18 protein-coding genes are annotated in these 15790 nt (G+C 60.8%); 11 read left to right on the plus strand and 7 right to left on the minus strand.

Annotation, left to right across the window (positions count from 1 at the left end; translation table 11 throughout):
- Positions 1–74: 74 nt before the first annotated feature.
- From VFO93_RS01280 to VFO93_RS01310, 7 genes are all read right to left on the minus strand, one after another.
- Entirely contained in the window at positions 75–941 is an 867-nt protein-coding gene (locus tag VFO93_RS01280; protein ID WP_325132492.1) for a nuclease A inhibitor family protein, read from the minus strand.
- A 150-nt stretch (positions 942–1091) separates the two neighbouring features.
- Positions 1092–1565, minus strand: coding sequence for a transcription elongation factor GreA (gene greA / locus VFO93_RS01285; RefSeq protein ID WP_325132493.1), 474 nt, complete (start codon positions 1563–1565; stop codon positions 1092–1094).
- 190 nt (positions 1566–1755) lie between these two features.
- Positions 1756–2697: an NAD(P)-dependent oxidoreductase gene (locus VFO93_RS01290; RefSeq protein WP_325132494.1), complete on the minus strand. Its 942-nt coding sequence runs from the start codon at positions 2695–2697 to the stop codon at positions 1756–1758.
- A 7-nt stretch (positions 2698–2704) separates the two neighbouring features.
- Positions 2705–3091, minus strand: coding sequence for a hypothetical protein (locus VFO93_RS01295; protein WP_325132495.1), 387 nt, complete (start codon positions 3089–3091; stop codon positions 2705–2707).
- Between the two features lie 13 nt (positions 3092–3104).
- The gene (locus VFO93_RS01300) at positions 3105–3677 is read right to left on the minus strand and encodes a hypothetical protein (protein ID WP_325132496.1); all 573 of its coding nucleotides are present in this window, start codon (positions 3675–3677) and stop codon (positions 3105–3107) included.
- Between the two features lie 571 nt (positions 3678–4248).
- Positions 4249–5037, minus strand: a complete 789-nt coding sequence (rsmA, locus tag VFO93_RS01305) for a 16S rRNA (adenine(1518)-N(6)/adenine(1519)-N(6))-dimethyltransferase RsmA (protein WP_325132497.1) — start codon at positions 5035–5037, stop codon at positions 4249–4251.
- Between the two features lie 149 nt (positions 5038–5186).
- Complete coding sequence (locus VFO93_RS01310; protein ID WP_325132498.1) at positions 5187–6845, minus strand: M1 family metallopeptidase; 1659 nt, start codon at positions 6843–6845, stop codon at positions 5187–5189.
- A 151-nt stretch (positions 6846–6996) separates the two neighbouring features.
- Between VFO93_RS01310 and VFO93_RS01315 the strand changes: the two genes are divergently transcribed.
- The 11 genes from VFO93_RS01315 to efp all read left to right on the plus strand — a co-directional run bounded on the left by VFO93_RS01315 (position 6997) and on the right by efp (position 15719).
- Positions 6997–8454, plus strand: a complete 1458-nt coding sequence (locus tag VFO93_RS01315) for a leucyl aminopeptidase (protein WP_325132499.1) — start codon at positions 6997–6999, stop codon at positions 8452–8454.
- Positions 8455–8460: 6 nt separating this feature from the next.
- On the plus strand, positions 8461–8721 hold the full coding sequence (locus VFO93_RS01320) for an Imm32 family immunity protein (protein WP_325132500.1): 261 nt from the start codon (positions 8461–8463) through the stop codon (positions 8719–8721).
- An 89-nt stretch (positions 8722–8810) separates the two neighbouring features.
- Entirely contained in the window at positions 8811–9959 is a 1149-nt protein-coding gene (locus VFO93_RS01325) for an FAD-dependent monooxygenase (RefSeq protein WP_325132501.1), read from the plus strand.
- Positions 9960–10245: 286 nt separating this feature from the next.
- A complete protein-coding gene (gene pdxA, locus VFO93_RS01330; protein WP_325132502.1) occupies positions 10246–11295 on the plus strand; it encodes a 4-hydroxythreonine-4-phosphate dehydrogenase PdxA in 1050 nt (349 codons plus the stop codon).
- 88 nt (positions 11296–11383) lie between these two features.
- Positions 11384–11683, plus strand: coding sequence for a type II toxin-antitoxin system HigB family toxin (locus VFO93_RS01335; RefSeq protein ID WP_325132503.1), 300 nt, complete (start codon positions 11384–11386; stop codon positions 11681–11683).
- A complete protein-coding gene (locus VFO93_RS01340) occupies positions 11680–12048 on the plus strand; it encodes a helix-turn-helix transcriptional regulator (protein ID WP_325132504.1) in 369 nt (122 codons plus the stop codon). The genes VFO93_RS01335 and VFO93_RS01340 overlap by 4 nt, the downstream gene beginning before the upstream one ends.
- A gap of 69 nt (positions 12049–12117) precedes the next feature.
- Positions 12118–12657, plus strand: a complete 540-nt coding sequence (locus VFO93_RS01345; protein ID WP_325132505.1) for a DUF177 domain-containing protein — start codon at positions 12118–12120, stop codon at positions 12655–12657.
- Positions 12658–12704: 47 nt separating this feature from the next.
- A complete protein-coding gene (gene rpmF / locus VFO93_RS01350) occupies positions 12705–12938 on the plus strand; it encodes a 50S ribosomal protein L32 (RefSeq protein ID WP_325132506.1) in 234 nt (77 codons plus the stop codon).
- A gap of 122 nt (positions 12939–13060) precedes the next feature.
- Positions 13061–14002, plus strand: a complete 942-nt coding sequence (gene plsX, locus VFO93_RS01355) for a phosphate acyltransferase PlsX (protein ID WP_325132507.1) — start codon at positions 13061–13063, stop codon at positions 14000–14002.
- A 59-nt stretch (positions 14003–14061) separates the two neighbouring features.
- Positions 14062–15054, plus strand: coding sequence for a beta-ketoacyl-ACP synthase III (locus VFO93_RS01360; protein ID WP_325132508.1), 993 nt, complete (start codon positions 14062–14064; stop codon positions 15052–15054).
- 101 nt (positions 15055–15155) lie between these two features.
- Complete coding sequence (efp, locus tag VFO93_RS01365; protein ID WP_325132509.1) at positions 15156–15719, plus strand: elongation factor P; 564 nt, start codon at positions 15156–15158, stop codon at positions 15717–15719.
- The last annotated feature ends 71 nt before the right edge of the window (positions 15720–15790 follow it).

A 15790-nucleotide genomic window follows, 5' to 3' on the forward strand; every position in this document is an offset into this window, starting at 1 on the left:
TCTGGCGTCAGTTAACGTATCCTGACGCCAGACGCAAAATATTGCGTCTCTACACTACTCAATTATTGGATTAACTAGCTTTCCGTCAGCACAGTTTTGAAGCCCGCCAGGCGGCCAGCCACGTCGCGGCCCAACGCGTAGGCGTGCACTTGTGGGCCAGTGCCGATGCGGTACACCTGCACGCCGTCGAGCTCCTGTTTGAGGTACACTTGCAAGGCTTTATAGCGGGTGGAGGTTTCCGCACCGGCCTTGTTATTATCAGCCGTTTGACTACGTAGAAATAAGGTCAATTCTACTTTCTCTACCTTAGAATCGGCTGGCTCGCCCAACACTTGCAACAGTTGTGCATTGGTAAGGTCACCGGTCGGAGCGGCGTAGCTCACAGCTTCTACTGCTTCTTCCGACTCACCATTAAATACAAGGCCCTGGGTCAGCTTTTGCAACTGGGCCAGGGTAGCGTCGTTGGGGTCGGCGGCGGGCGCGGCGCTGGCGTTGCGGGCGGCACTGGTTGCTTGCGCGGCGGCCGGGGCGGGCAGGCCGCTGCCGCCCGGCATCTGGGCAGCGATGGCGGCGGCCAACTCCTGCATCCGCGCTTCCGGCACCTTGATTTTGGGGTTGGCAAAGTTCATGTCCGCCACCTTATTCATCGGGATGAGATGGATGTGCGCGTGCGGCACTTCCAGCCCAATCACGGCCACGCCGATGCGGCGGCAGGGCACGGCCGCCTGCACGCCTTTGGCCACGCGCTGCGCGAATACGTGCAGCGCGGCCAGCGCCTGCGGCGTGAGGTCGAAGATGTAGTCAACTTCCTTTTTGGGAATGACGAGCGTGTGGCCTTCAACTAAGGGCGTGATGTCGAGAAACGCCAGGTGGTCAGCGTCTTCGGCGACTTTGTAGGCGGGCAGCTCGCCCGATACGATGCGGGAAAATATGGAGGGCATGTTGGTGCTTGGTTTTTAGTGCCTAGTGCTTGGCAACAAATAAAGGCACGAATAGCGCAGGCAGCCCTAAAACAGCAAGAAGCAGCGCCTAATGACGCTGCTTCCCATCAAAAACCTAAGCACTAAGCACTAGGCTCTAAGCACAAACTACTACCGGCCTACTTCCAGAATCTCAAACTGGAGCTTGCCGGCGGGCACGATGATTTCGGCCACATCGCCGGCCGACTTGCCCAGCAGGCCTTTGCCGATGGGCGATTTGATAGAGATTTTGCCGGCGGCCAGGTTGGCTTCTTCCTCAGCCACCAGCAGGTAGTCGAGCACCATGTTATTTTTGAGGTTTTTCAGCTTTACCTTGCTCTGGATGAGCACTTTGCTGAAATCCATATTGGTTTCGTCGAGCACGCGGGCGTTACCCACTACTTCTTCGAGCTTGGCAATTTTGAGCTCCAGCAAACCCTGCGCGTCTTTGGCGGCGTCGTACTCGGCGTTCTCACTCAGGTCGCCTTTGTCGCGAGCTTCGCGCAGGTCTTCGGCCGCCTTGGCGCGGCCGCGGATTTTGAGGTCCTGGAGTTCGTCTTTCAGCTTTTGCAGGCCCTCGGCGGTGTAATAATTGATGGTAGCCATAATTCGGTACAGGACTAGTCGCGCGCGGCGGGTGGGTCAGGTAAAAAAGAAAGAGAACGGCTGGCACATCGGCCAGCCGTTCTCCCTCCTCGGTCAGGCAAAGATACGACAAAAGTTGGTGCTTGGTGCCTGGCGCGTAGTGCTTGGGTATACAGCGAGGGCTTCCGGGCTGGCACCCAGGCACCACCCCCTAAGCACCAAGCACTACTGCAATCTTGGCCACCAGCACCTCGTTGATGCGCTGGTAGCTCTGGTGCGTCCAGCCGCCGATGTGGGGCGAGAGCACCACGTTGGGCGCGCTCGTGAGGTAGTCGAAACTAGCCTGCTGAGCGGGCGTGAGGGTAGCGAGCTTCTCGTTTTCGAGCACGTCGAGGGCCGCGCCGCGCACCTGGCCGCTTTGCAGGCGGGCCACCAGGGCGGCTTGGTCTAGTACTTCGCCGCGGGCGGTATTCACCAGCCAGATGTGGTGCGGGAAGGCGGCCAGAAACGCCTCATTCACAAATTGATGATTGGCCTCCGAGTACGGAATGTGGATGCTAAGCACCTCGGCCCGCGCCTGCAGCTCGGCCAGCGGCACTAGCTCGGCATTGCCATCGGATAGCACGGCCGGGTCGTGGTCGTGCGCCAGCACCGTGCAGCCGAAGCCGCGCAGCCGCCGCGCAAACGCCCGGCCCATGTGGCCGTAGCCAAGTAGGCCCACGGTTTTGGTGCCCAGTTCCTCACCCCGATTGGCTTCGCGGTGCCACGCGGCGCGGCGCACCTCGGCATCGGCGGTAGTGGTGTGGCGCAGCAGCGCCAGCAGCTGCCCCACGGCAAACTCGCCCACCGCGTCGCGGTTGCCCTCGGGGGCATTCACGAGCGTGACGCCGGCCGCCGCCAGGGCGTCTTCGTCGATGTTATCGACGCCGGCCCCGGCGCGGGCCACGTAGCGCAGGTGCGGGCCGTGGCTTAGCAGGGCGGCCGTGACACGCATTTTGCTGCGCACCATCAGGCCCTGGTAGGGCCGGGCAGCGAGGGCGGCGGGCACGTCGGCCGCCGCCAGCTTGGGTTGGTAGTCGCCCTCAACGCCGATGCTGCGCAGCATGGGCAAAAGCGAGGGGTGCATTTCATCTATTATCAGGCAGAGGTTCATGAATTCGTTAAATTGGCCGAAGCTGAAGCATAGAATCACTGCCCACCTGATAAAGTTTCGGGCGCAGCGCTGCGTTAGACAATGGCCCGATGCGGGCGGCCAGCACCGCCGCTTGCGTGGCCGGGCCGAGCGGAAACAGGTAGTACTGGCCCGCCTTACAAACTACCGGCTGCGTGGCAGTTGTTCCGATGAAGTTGATTCCAGTCAGCAAAGGCTCGGCAATGGGCGCGGCCGGGTCTTCAAAGTAGAGGAAGTTATTACCATCAGGAGTTGCCACTACCTGATAGTGATGGCCGAGCTCCGTGGTGTCGTTTTCATCAAACCAGAAGCAACTGCTCAACCCCGTTACCAAGGCCGCCGTCAGAATTGCTTGCCACTGTCGGTTTCTTTTCACTATATAATTGCGGCTATCGCAGCGGGGCGTTCAGGGCAAATTCTTCCGCGCCCAGCACCCGGAGCTGCACCTCGATGGCTTCGGTTGTGGTCGTTACGTCGCGCCGGGTGTCGACGCAGATGGTGCGCAGGGGCAGCGCGCCATCGGTGGCTTGCAGCAGCGCAAACCAGCCCGGCGAGGGGCAGCGGCTGAAATCGGCGGCGTTGACGCGCAGCGCGGGCGCGTAAAAAACCAGCGTCACCGCCCCGTCCTGCATTAGTTGCAGCGCGTGGCACTCGTAGCCCAGGATGGTGGCCGTGGTGGGCAGGCACGTGACGGTGGCCGCGCCCGCCCGCCCGGCGGCGGCTATCGCCGGCCGCGAGCGGCCTTGCTCCATGCGGTGGTACTCGTTAGTGGCACCCAGGTACAGCTCTTGCAGATGCTGGTTGCGGTCGTACACTTTCAGGTTGGGGCCCTGCACGTAGAACCAGCTTTTGGGCTTCACGGCGAAGAACAGCGGGTCGCCGGCCAGGGTCTGAAAGGCACTCTCGTACACGATGCGCCCGCTGAACGGCGCGGGCGGGCCGGATGGCCGAGCGGCCAACAAACACACGCAAACCGACAACATCTTGACCATAGCACCGCTGCAACTCAAGCTGCCTGAAGTTATTGTTTTGTCATCGAAGTCAGCGATTGCCGTCTTTGTAGCCACTCGGCGTACTGGCTACAGGATTTACACTCACCGAGCTTCACACCTCAATTTAGGTGCAGCAGCGCAGAAGCGAACGGCGCATCAGACACTTAAAACTCTACAAGCGGCCTTATCTTCAAAGAGTCTCCAGTTAGCTGAAAAACCTTGCGCTCACAGGCAGCAACGTCAGGAAAAGGCCCCCTTCGAGAACGGCGGGCCGCTTCAGCCGTAGCTGCGGTGGCCGAAAACAAGTAGCAGCTACCCCCACAAGATGCCACGTAACCTTTGGCAGTACCAACACTTGAGGGCCAGTCCAGATTGGTTATACCCAATTGAGGGTCATCAAAATAAAGTATTGGGTCGCCATCTTCCGAATACGTTGTGTAGTAGCGCCCTGCTACCAACTTTTTATTGAGGTCGGAACAGCTAGCAGCGCTACCCAGTAGCAACCCTAACACAAACAGGTAGCCTACATTCCTACGCATCCTCATTGCCCGGCCGCCACCAGGTTGGTCAACAGCACAAATTCCCCTACCCCCAACTGCTCAGCGCGCTTGTCGAACAGCTCGCCGCTCATCGCCTCGCTCGACAACCCCAGTGGCTTCAGGGCGTTACGCAGGGTTTTGCGGCGGGTTGAAAAGGCTTGCTTCACGACGCGGAAGAACAGCTTCTCGTCGCAATCCAGCTTTTCGGTAGCGTTGCGCGTGAGGCGCACCACGGCCGACTCGACCTTGGGCGGCGGGATGAATACGTGGGGCGGCACCGTGAACAGGTATTCGATGTCGTAGTACGCCTGCAAGAGCACGCTCAGGATGCCGTAGGTTTTGGAGCCGGGCGGCTCGGCCAGGCGCTCGGCCACCTCTTTTTGCAACATGCCCACTACCTCGCGCACCTGCTGGCGCTGCGCCAGCACCTGGAAAAATATCTGGGTGCTGATGTTGTAAGGAAAATTGCCGATGATGGCCAGCGGCGCGCCCGGAAACAGCGCCCCCAAGTCCTGCCGCAGAAAATCGGTGGCGTGGATGCGCGGGGCCAGCGCCGGGTAGTGCTGCGCGAGGTAGGCCACCGACTCGGTATCAATCTCGACCACGCTGGTTTGGTAGCCGGTATTTTCGAGCAAATACTGCGTGAGCACGCCCATGCCGGGGCCAATTTCGAGTACTTCGCGCACGCCATCGGGCAGGCGCAGGCTCTCCACGATGCGGCGGGCAATGTTGGGGTCGGCCAGAAAGTGCTGGCCGAGGTATTTTTTGGGTTTTACGGCGGGTTGGGCCACGGGAAGGGTTGGCTAAATGAGTAGAGTATGGTTGTCATGCAGAGCGCAGCGAAGCATCTCGCGTGGTGCAGTAACTCAATACGCTAACAACGGTGCGAGCAAGATGCTTCGCTGCGCTCAGCATGACAGACGTGGATGGCCAAGAACGCTCAGTCCATCAGCACACCCACGTAGTAGTTAAACGTATCGACCTCCACGTTGTCCTTAGTCGCCCCCGGCAGGTCGAGCACGGCCCACTTGGTGGTCGGCGTCACGAAGCGGTATTCGCCGCCCTTGGTCCGCACGCGCACGGGCAGGTCGAAGCCGGGCACCGAGGCCACCCAGCGGCCCAGGAGCTGGCCTTTTTCGAGGCGCATTTCGAGCACGGGCAGCTCGGCGTGTTGCAGGTATTGGGCAAAGACGCGGCTAAAATCGCGGCCCGCTTCCTTGTTGATGTAGGCGATGACCTGCTGGCCGGTTACGGTTTGGTGGTAGAAGGTCTTGCCCAGGCCGCGCAGGATGTTGCGCCACTTGGCGTCGTCGTTGATGGCCGTGCGCAGCATGTTGAGCATACTCGCGCCCTTGTCGTACATGTCGCCCGAGCCCTCCTTGTTCACGCCATAGGGGCCGATGATGGGGCCGTCGTTCTGGATGTTGCGGCGCTGGCCGTGCAGGTATTCCTGGCCGGCCTGCTTGCCATACTGCGTTTCCACAAACAGGCCTTCGGAGTAGCAGGTGAAGCTTTCGTGCACCCACATATCGGCGATGTCTTTGGTGGTGATGCTGTTGCCAAACCACTCGTGCCCGCTTTCGTGGATGATGATGAAGTCGAACTTATCGCCCCAGCCGGTGTTCGAGCGGTCGTTGCCGAGGTAGCCGTTGCGGTATTTATTGCCGTAGGCCACGGCGCTCTGGTGCTCCATGCCGAGGTGCGGCGCATCGACCAGCTTGTAGCCGTCGCGGTACCACGGGTAGGGGCCAAACCACGCTTCCATGCTCTTGAGCATGGGCTTCACGTTGGCCGCGAACTGCGTTTTGGCCTTGGCCAGGTTTTCGGGCAATACCCAGTAGTCGAGCGTCAGCGGGCCGCTTTCGCCCTGGTACACGTCCGAAAAGTGCGCGTAGTTGCCCACGTTCAGGGCCACGTCGTAGTTGTTGATGGGGTTGCGCACGGCCCAGTCGAAGCGGGTGTAGCCATCGGGCAGCTTTTTAGTGCCGCGCAGGCGGCCGTTGCTTACGTCCTTGAGGCCGGCCGGCACGGCGACGCTGATACGCATGCTATCGACCTCGTCGGCCTGCTGGTCTTTGTTGGGCCACCAAATGCTGGCCCCCACGCCCTGGCAGGCGGTAGCCACCCAGGGCTGCCCGGCGGCATCCTGCGCGAACACCACGCCGCCGTCCCAGGGGGCCTTTTTGGCGATGGTCGGGAAGCCCGAATACTCTACCGTAAATTCTTCGCGGCTGCCTTGCTTGATAGCCTGCGGAAAAGTCACGAACACGGCGTTGGCCTCGCGGGTGAAGGGCAGCGCCTTGCCTTTATACAGAACTTTGCTTACCTCCAGGTTAGCGAAGAGGTCGAATTGCAGCCGCGTAAAATCGCGGGTGGCCGTGAAGCGAAACAGGTTGGAGCCGCTGATATACTTGCGGGCCACGTCGAGCTTCACGTCGAGGTGATAGTAGTTGATATCGTAGCAGGTACGCTCGGCCGGCTGCCCGCCGCGCAGCGAGTCGGCGCGGGTAAAGGTCTCCTTGGGCTGCATCAATTGGGCCGAGGCCAGCAGCGACGAGCCGAGTAGCGGCAGCAGTAGCAGGGTTTTCCGAAGTAGCATGGGGCGTGTAAAACGGAGTGGCACTCCGTTTCTCATTAGGGCGAAACTTGACCAGAACCGTTTCTCGTTGGGGCGAAACCGGGCGCGAAACGGAGTGCCACTCCGTTTTACAATACCTTGCGCCAAAGTTACGCTTCTTCTTATTCGCCTTATGTCGCTCACGCTCGCCCACGCCGCCACCGCGCCGGCCCAGTCCACCCAGGTGTTTATCCTGCCGCTCGGCATCACCGTGCTGCCCCAAGCCGCCGCCACCGACCTGCCCGAGGCCGCCCGCACCTACGTAGCGGCCGCCCTGGCCGACAAGCAACCCTTCGTCGCGCTCAACCACTTCTCGCACCAGCACTACTTCGTGGTGCTCGAAGAAAAACGCACGCCCGACCTCCAGCTCGAAGCCCTGCGCAAAGCCGGCCACCAGCTGCACGCGGCCCTCAAAAAGGAAAAAACCGCCGAGGTATTCGTGCATAATCTCAGCGACAACCCCGCCGCCGCGCTCACGCTGGCCGAAGGCTTGTTTCTCTCCGCATATGAGTTCGAGGGCTACAAAACCGATGAGAAATCGCGCACGCCGGCCGCGCTTACTCGCATCAGCCTGGTCGGCGACGCCGCCTCCGCAGCCCAAGTTACCGAGCTACAGCACGTGCTCGAAGGCGTGGCCTTCGCCCGCGACCTCGTCAACGCGCCCGTCAACAAGCTCAACGCCTTGCAACTGGCCGAGCGCCTGTCCGAAGCTGGCGACGCGGCCGGCTACAGCACCGACATCCTCGACCTGGCCAAAATCGAGAGCCTACGCATGGGCGGCCTGCTGGCCGTGAACCTCGGCTCGCCCGAGCCCCCCACCTTCAGCATCTTGGAGTGGAAGCCCGAAAACGCGCAAAACGAGCACCCCTACGTGCTCGTCGGCAAAGGCGTAGTATACGACACCGGCGGCCTCAGCCTCAAGCCCACGCCCAACAGCATGGACATGATGAAGTGCGACATGGCCGGCGGCGCGGCCGTGGGCGGCACCCTTTACGCCTTGGCCAAAAACAAGGTACCGCTGCACGTTATCGGCCTGGTGCCCGCCACCGACAACCGCCCCGGCGGCCTCGCCTATGTGCCCGGCGACGTGCTCACGATGTTCTCGGGCCTCACCGTCGAAGTCAAAAACACCGACGCCGAAGGCCGCCTGCTGCTGGCCGACGCCCTCAGCTTCGCCAAGAAATACCAGCCCGAGTTAGTGATTGACCTGGCCACCCTCACCGGGGCGGCCGTGCGCGCCATCGGCACCGAGGCCAGCGCCGTGATGGGCACCGCCGCGCCCGACACCACCGCGCAGCTGCTCGCCGCCGCCCACCGCACCCACGAGCGCCTGGTCGAGTTTCCGCTCTGGGACGACTACGCCGACCACATGAAGTCGGACATCGCCGACCTCTCCAACCTCGGCAAGGCCGAAGCCGGCCACATCTCGGCCGCCAAGTTTCTGGAGCGCTTCATCGAAGGCACGCCCTGGCTGCACCTCGACATCGCCGGCCCCGCCTACCTTACCGCCCCCGAAAGCTACCGCGGCAAAGGCGGCACGGGCACCGGCGTGCGGTTGCTATATGAATTTTTGACCAAGCAGCTGGCGTAAGTAGCAATGAAAATTACGCTAGACCTGCCTGATTACTCTCCAGAAACGGGCATCCGTACCCAGTGGGAGCAAAGCTTTAGCATTGCTACTTCGGGCACCACCGGTTGCTTTACCTTGAAAGCCAATAAAGCCGGTCTAGTTTCGCTGGCCATGCACTTACTAACTCTTGCCCAAGACAACGTACCGGATGGGTGTCATATTCATTATGATGAATTTAACTCGCTAGAGGATAATTCAATCGAGTTTGTGATTCAAAAAACGAGCTGATTTGTTTGGTCAATAAGCGGGCGGCGAGCGACAAGCTAGCCGCCCGCTTCTACTTGCTACCAGACCCAGCCACGCTATTCTATTATCCTATGGCTGATTTCATCCTCATCGGGGCCGGCATCGGCGGGCTAGCCACCGCCCAGGCGCTGCTGCTGCTCGGCCACCGGGTGCGCGTGTACGAGGCTGCTGCCGAGTTGCGCGAAATCGGGGCCGGGGTAGTGTTGGGGGCTAATGCCATGCGGGCGCTCGACGAGCTGGGCCTGCACGACGCCGTGCGGCCGGTGGGCGCGCCGCTCACCACCGTGCGCCTGCTCGATGAGCGCGGCCGGGTGCTCAACCGGGCCGATACGACGGCCTTCACCGCGCGCCTGGGCTACGACAACCTGGGCGTGCACCGGGCCGATTTGCAGCGCGAGCTGCTACGGGCGCTGCCGCCCGGCGTGGTGCACCTCGGCCATCGGCTGGCCCGCTTCGAGCAGACCGATACCCACGTCACAGCCTTTTTTGAGAATGGCGAGCAAGCCACCGCCGAGGCATTGGTAGCGGCCGATGGCATCCGCTCGCGGGTGCGGCGGCAACTGCTGCCGGGCAGCCAGCCGCGCTACGCCGGCTACACCTGCTGGCGGGCCACGGTGCAGGCCGATGTGCCCGGCCTGCCCACCACCGGCTCCAGCGAAACCTGGGGCCGCGCCGGGCGCTTCGGGCTGGTGCCCGTGGCCGATAACCGGCTCTACTGGTTTGCCTGCCTCAACAGCCCGGAGCCCAACAATCCCGTTTATAAAGCTTACCAAGTGGCCGATTTGCAGCGCACGTTTGCCAGCTTTCACGCGCCCATTCCGCAGGTGCTGGCCGCCACCAGCGATGCCGACCTGCTCTGGGGCGACCTCTACGACCTGAATCCGCTGGCCACGTTCGCCTTCGGCCGGGTGCTGCTGCTCGGCGATGCCGCCCACGCCACCACGCCCAACCTCGGCCAGGGCGCCGGCATGGCCGTGGAGGACGCCGCCGTGCTGGCCCACTGCCTGCGCGCCACACCCGCCGACCTGCCAGTCGCCTTCCGCACCTTCGACCAGCAGCGGCGGCCCCGCACCCGCCGCATCGTGGAGCAGTCGCGGCAATTGGGAATGCTGGCGCAGTTTACCCCGCCCTGGCTGGCCCCGCTGCGCAATGCCGCGCTGGCCGCCGTACCCGACTGGGTTACGGCCCGCCAGATGGCATGGCTTTATCGGGAGTTGTAGGGTAGCCTGTCGTACTGAGCTGAGCAATACTACCCGTCATGCTGAGCGGAGCGCAGTCGAAGCATCTCTGCCGCTTCGTTGCTGGCGTCGGGAGTTAGTTCACCGATAGAGATACTTCGACTCCGCTGCGCTCCGCTCAGCATGACGGGTAGTAGTAAGTAGCTGTTTGGTTGTTCCTAATCAACCCAACGCAGTCTACCCGCCCGCTCGCCCCTATTTTTGAAGCTTATCATTGCCGCCCGGCAAATCGCTGGCCGGCCCAGGTGCTGTGGCACCGCTTCGTTCTATGAGCTCCTCCCCTTCCAAACCTACCCTTCCGCGCCTCGGCTTTTCCGTGGGCGACCTCGCCGGCATCGGCCCCGAAGTCATTTACAAAACCCTGCGCGACGAGCGCCTGCTCCAGCAATGCACGCCCGTAGTCTACGGCACGGCTACCGCGCTCTTCGATGATTTTCCCATCGAGCAAGGCAGCGAGCCGCTCACCTTCCGGCAGCTGCGCGGCGCGGCCGACATCGCCCCCGGCCGCCTCAACGCCGTGACTTGCTGGGAGGAAGACTTTCACCTCACGCCCGGCCAGCCCTCGCCCGCCAGCGGCCAAGCCGCCCGCGAAAGCCTGCTCGCCGCCAGCCGCGACCTCAAAGCCGGCCTGCTCGATGCCATCGTGACCGCGCCCATCAGCAAGGAAAACACGCAGGCCGACGACTTCCGCTTCCCCGGACACACCGAGTTTCTGGCCAGCTACTTCGGCGCGGCCGACAGCCTCATGTTTTTGGTCGATGAGAACCTGCCGCTGCGCGTGGCCACCGCCACCGGCCACATCCCGCTCAAAAACGTATCGGCACGCCTCACCGCCGACTTGCTGCGCACCAAAATCCGCATGCTGCTCAAGTCGTTGCAAAACGATTTTGGCATCCTCAAACCTAAAATAGCCGTGCTCGGCATGAACCCCCACGCGGGCGAAAACGGGCTCATCGGCCGCGAGGACAATGACGTTATCGCGCCCGTTATCCGGCAGTTCGAGCACGACGGGCACCTGGTTTTCGGCCCCTACCCGGCCGATGGCTACTTCGGCACCGGGCAGTTCCGGCAGTTCGACGCTACGCTCTCTATTTACCACGACCAGGGGCTTATCCCCTTTAAGCTCATGGCATTTGAGCAGGGCGTCAACTTCACGGCGGGCCTGCCAGTGGTGCGTACCTCGCCCGACCACGGCACGGCCTACAGCCTGGCCGGCAAGTTTGCGGCCGATGCCTCGTCGTTTCGGGCGGCTGTGTACCTAGCCTGCGATGTGGTACGCGCTCGCCAGCTGAGTGCGGCCGACCCTAGAAAATCATAAAGTTTCTATTACTGAAATTCTCTTTTTATTTTTGAAACGCGGCTGGCAACGGCCGCGTTTCTAATTTGCTGGTTGTAGGATGGTAATTATGAGCTATGCAGCGTTGCGGGATTTTATAAAAACTTACCCCGACAGCGCTAGTGGGTTGGAAGATTGGTACCGCAAAACCAAAGTCGCTGATTGGAAAAATCTGTCCGAACTACGGCAGACGTTCAATTCGGCTGACTACGTTGGTAATGAGCGAGTAGTATTCAATATTAGCGGTAACCGCTACCGGCTCATTGCCAGTGTACTCTATTCTATTCGCACCGTATTCATCAAATTTATCGGCACTCATACCGCTTATGATGCCGTTGATTCTTCTACTGTTGAGCACCTTAAGAAATGATTATTACGACTGCTGCCGAACACGAAGAAGCTCTTCGGCGTTTTGAATTGCTGGAACAGCAAGATATTGATGCCCACCCGGAATTGCAGCCGCCCGCGTTGGCGCTAGCACTGGCTATCGAGGATTACCAGATTCGCATGGGCTACTTTGATTTCACTGCCAAGCCCACGACCCTGCCCGCTATGATTGAGCTCAAGCGGCAGCAGCGGCAGCTCAAGCAAAAAGACCTGGCCCAGTTGCTCGAAGTGCCGGCCGGCCGTCTCTCTCAAATACTGAGCGGCAAGCGGCGCGTGACGATGGACCTGGCCAAAAAACTCTACGAGCGGCTCGACATCAGCCCCGAGTTCATCCTGAAAACGGCATAAGCCTAGTCGTATCCGCTTGATAAAGCCAACAAAAACCCGTACCTTTGCCCCCCGTTAATTCGGCTAACTGTGAAAAACGACCCGCAATTTGATTTGCCGATTGCCCGGCTCTCGCTTAAAACGCACCAGTTTGCGTTTGAGCTCGGCCGCGCCTTTTTCGAGCAGTTCGACCCCAAAGGCGAGTTTATCGCCGATGGCAACCTGCACGCCGACGTGACGCTCGATAAAACCGAGCGCCTCATTACCATCACCTCGCACATCACGGGCACGGTGCGCCTCACCTGCGACCGCAGCCTCGATGAGTACGACCAGCCGCTGGATATTACCAACCAGCTGCTGGTGCGCTACAGCGACGAGCCGAAAGAGCTCGACGACGACGTGCTGCAAATCACGCCCGACACGCTGACGCTCAACATCGCGCAACACCTCTACGACTATATCGGGCTGGCCTTGCCCATGAAGAAGCTGCACCCGCGCTTTCAGAACGAGGCCGACGAAGACCCCGACGCTGCTACCAAACTCATTTTTTCGACCCGGCCTGCCGGCGAGAATCCTGATGAGGACGAGCCAGCCGACCCACGTTGGGCGGCGCTCAAAAACCTGAATTAGAGGGTTATCTAATTCATATTTTTTAATTCCTAATTCATACCTGACTCATGGCACATCCTAAGCGCCGGACCTCTACCGCCACCCGCGACAAACGCCGCAGCCACCACAAGCTGACCCCGAAGGCCGTTACCATCTGCCCCAACACGGGCGAGCTGCACCTGCGCCACAAGGCCTACGTAGTAGACGGCGACCTGTACCACAACGGGCAGCTGGCCATCAAAAACTACACCTCGGTAGCTGCCCCGGCCGTAGCTGGCGACACGGACTCGGACGAAGAATAGCCGAAAGCGTTGTTATTTCGCGGTACCATCGGGCCGGACTGCTCTAACTCAGATGGGCAGTCCGGCCCGGTTGGTTTCGTACCTTCGCGCCCCTAGGCTACTCTTTCACCATTTCCGCGTTCATGAAAATTGCCCTCGACGCTATGGGCGGCGACTTTGCCCCCCAGGCTGCCGTGGCCGGTGCCGTGCTGGCTGCCCAGCGCCTGGCCGGCAAAGCTCAGGTTGTACTTATTGGCACTGAGGCCGAAGTTCGGCCGCTGCTCGAGGCCTACGGCCCCGAGGCGGCGGCGCTCGAGCTGGTGCCCTCCACGCAGGTTATTGAGATGGGCGAACACCCCACCAAGGCCTTTCAGCAAAAACAAGACAGTAGCATTGCCGTGGGCTACCGCTTGCTGCACAGCGGCGAAGTAGAAGCCTTCTGCTCGGCGGGCAACACGGGTGCCATGCTCGTGGGCGCCATGTTTACGGTGAAGGCGGTGCCGGGCGTGCTGCGCCCCGCCATTGCCAACTTTGTGCCCAAACTGGCTGGCGGCTACGGTATTTTGGTCGATGTAGGGGCCAACGCTGATTGCAAGCCCGAGATGCTGGAGCAGTTTGGCGAGCTGGGCTCGCTCTATGCGCAGTATGTGCTGGGCATCGAACGCCCCACGGTAGGCCTCATGAGCCTCGGCGAGGAGGAAGGCAAGGGCACCGTGACAACCCAGGCAGCGCACCAGTTGCTGAAAGTGAACCCGCACGTGCACTTCATCGGCAATATCGAAGGCCGCGACTTGTTCAACGACAAGGCCGATGTCATTGTGTGCGACGGCTTTACGGGCAATGTGATGCTGAAGATGGCCGAGTCGATGTACGACATCATGGTGGCCCGCAACCTCAACGACGAATTTTTTGAGAAAGTAAACTACGAAACGATTGGCGGGTCGCCCATTTTGGGTATCAACGACAACGCCATCATCGGCCACGGCGTAAGCACGCCGCTGGCCATCTGTAACATGCTGGTGCAGGGCTACGAAATGGCTCACTCCGGCATCGTAGACAAAATCAAAGACTCTTTTAAATCCTAAGTCCCGAACGCCCGGCCGGGGGCCGGGCCGCACGGAGTTTGGGCCGCACCTTTGCGCTCATGAAGATTACCGCCGCCATCACCGGAGTCGGAGGCTACGTGCCCGACTACGTGCTCAGCAACCAGGAGCTAGAAAAACTGGTCGATACCACCGACGAATGGATAACTACGCGCACCGGCATCAAGGAGCGGCGCATTCTGAAGGGTAAAGACCAGGGTAGCTCGGTGATGGGCATTAAGGCGGTGCAGCAGCTGCTCGAAAAGACGAACACGCGCCCCGAGGACGTGGATTTGCTCATTTGTGCCACCGTGACGCCGGACATGCTGTTTCCGGCCACGGCTAACATCATTTCCAACGGCTGCGGCATCACCCGGGCGTTTAGCTACGACATGAATGCGGCGTGTTCGAGCTTCCTGTACGCGCTCGCCACGGGCGCGCAGTTCATCCAGGGCGGCATGTACAAGAAGGTAGTCATCGTGGGGACCGACAAAATGTCGTCCATCGTGGACTACACCGACCGCGCCAACTGCATCCTGTTCGGCGACGGCGCGGCGGCCGTGCTGCTCGAGCCCAGCCTCGAAGGCTACGGCATTCTCGACCAGGTGCTCTGCACCGATGGCAGCGGCGAGCCCTTCCTGCACCAGAAAGCCGGCGGCAGCCGCCGCCCGCCCTCGGCCGAAACCGTAGCCAACCGCGAGCACTTCATTTACCAGGAAGGCGCGACAGTGTTCAAGTTTGCCGTGAAAAGCATGGCCGACGTAGCCGCACAAGTAATGGCCCGCCAGCACCTTAGCCACGACGACATTGCCTGGCTGGTGCCGCACCAAGCCAACAAGCGCATCATTGACGCTACCGCCCACCGCATGGGCGTGGGCCCCGAAAAGGTGATGCTCAACATCCAGCGCTACGGCAACACCACCAGCGCCACCATCCCGCTGTGCCTCTGGGACTACGAGAAGCAGCTTCACAAAGGCGACAACCTCATTCTGGCCGCCTTTGGGGGCGGCTTCACCTGGGGTGCCATCCACGTGAAATGGGCGTACAATTCTTAGGAGTTAGGAGTTTTAAGTTCTGAGTTTTGAGTTTGCCAAGCGGCTCTCAATCCAGAATTTTCAACTCAGAACTCAAAACTTAAAACTCACAACTCCACCAAATGGCATCCACCGCCGACTTTCGCAACGGGCTCGTGCTCAACTACAACAACGAGCTGCACGTTATTACCGACTTCCAGCACGTGAAGCCGGGCAAAGGCCCCGCTTTTGTACGCACCAAGATGCGTAACATCAAAACCGGCCGCACCATCGACAACACCTTCAACGCCGGCGTGAAAGTGGAAACGGCCCGCGTAGAGCAGCGCCCGCACCAGTTCCTGTACAAGGACGACTACGGCTTCACGTTCATGAACAAGGACGACTTCGAGCAGGTAGTACTGCCCGAGGCGATGGTGCCCTTTGCCGACCTCATGAAGGAAGGCCAGGACGTGACCATCCTGTTCCACGCCGAAACCGAGCAGCCCCTCACCGCCGAGCTCCCCACCACCGTAGACTTGGTCGTAACCTACACCGAGCCCGGCCTGCGCGGCGACACCGCCACCAACACCCTGAAGCCCGCCACCGTGGAAACCGGCGCGCGCATCCAGGTGCCACTGTTCATCGACCAGGACACCAAAATCCGCATCAAAACCAGCGACTACTCTTACGTAGAGCGCGTTAAGTAAGCTGTTGCGCGGACTTTGTAGTCCGCGACGAGTCTACTATTTTACAGGGTTCGCGCTAGTTGCTTGTGTCG

Origin of the sequence: Hymenobacter sp., from assembly GCF_035709525.1 — a bacterium.
Taxonomy (GTDB): Bacteria; Bacteroidota; Bacteroidia; order Cytophagales; family Hymenobacteraceae; genus Hymenobacter.

Excerpts from the sequence above, each read along its gene's own strand:
- VFO93_RS01340 (WP_325132504.1), top strand. The coding sequence starts at position 11,680 with ATGATTATTACGACTGCTGCCGAACACGAAGAAGCTCTTCGGCGTTTT.
- rpmF (WP_325132506.1), top strand. The coding sequence starts at position 12,705 with ATGGCACATCCTAAGCGCCGGACCTCTACCGCCACCCGCGACAAACGC.
- VFO93_RS01290 (WP_325132494.1), bottom strand. The coding sequence starts at position 2,697 with ATGAACCTCTGCCTGATAATAGATGAAATGCACCCCTCGCTTTTGCCC.
- VFO93_RS01325 (WP_325132501.1), top strand. The coding sequence starts at position 8,811 with ATGGCTGATTTCATCCTCATCGGGGCCGGCATCGGCGGGCTAGCCACC.
- efp (WP_325132509.1), top strand. The coding sequence starts at position 15,156 with ATGGCATCCACCGCCGACTTTCGCAACGGGCTCGTGCTCAACTACAAC.
- VFO93_RS01310 (WP_325132498.1), bottom strand. The coding sequence starts at position 6,845 with ATGCTACTTCGGAAAACCCTGCTACTGCTGCCGCTACTCGGCTCGTCG.
- VFO93_RS01360 (WP_325132508.1), top strand. The coding sequence starts at position 14,062 with ATGAAGATTACCGCCGCCATCACCGGAGTCGGAGGCTACGTGCCCGAC.
- VFO93_RS01335 (WP_325132503.1), top strand. The coding sequence starts at position 11,384 with ATGAGCTATGCAGCGTTGCGGGATTTTATAAAAACTTACCCCGACAGC.
- VFO93_RS01280 (WP_325132492.1), bottom strand. The coding sequence starts at position 941 with ATGCCCTCCATATTTTCCCGCATCGTATCGGGCGAGCTGCCCGCCTAC.
- greA (WP_325132493.1), bottom strand. The coding sequence starts at position 1,565 with ATGGCTACCATCAATTATTACACCGCCGAGGGCCTGCAAAAGCTGAAA.
- VFO93_RS01315 (WP_325132499.1), top strand. The coding sequence starts at position 6,997 with ATGTCGCTCACGCTCGCCCACGCCGCCACCGCGCCGGCCCAGTCCACC.
- plsX (WP_325132507.1), top strand. The coding sequence starts at position 13,061 with ATGAAAATTGCCCTCGACGCTATGGGCGGCGACTTTGCCCCCCAGGCT.
- pdxA (WP_325132502.1), top strand. The coding sequence starts at position 10,246 with ATGAGCTCCTCCCCTTCCAAACCTACCCTTCCGCGCCTCGGCTTTTCC.
- VFO93_RS01320 (WP_325132500.1), top strand. The coding sequence starts at position 8,461 with ATGAAAATTACGCTAGACCTGCCTGATTACTCTCCAGAAACGGGCATC.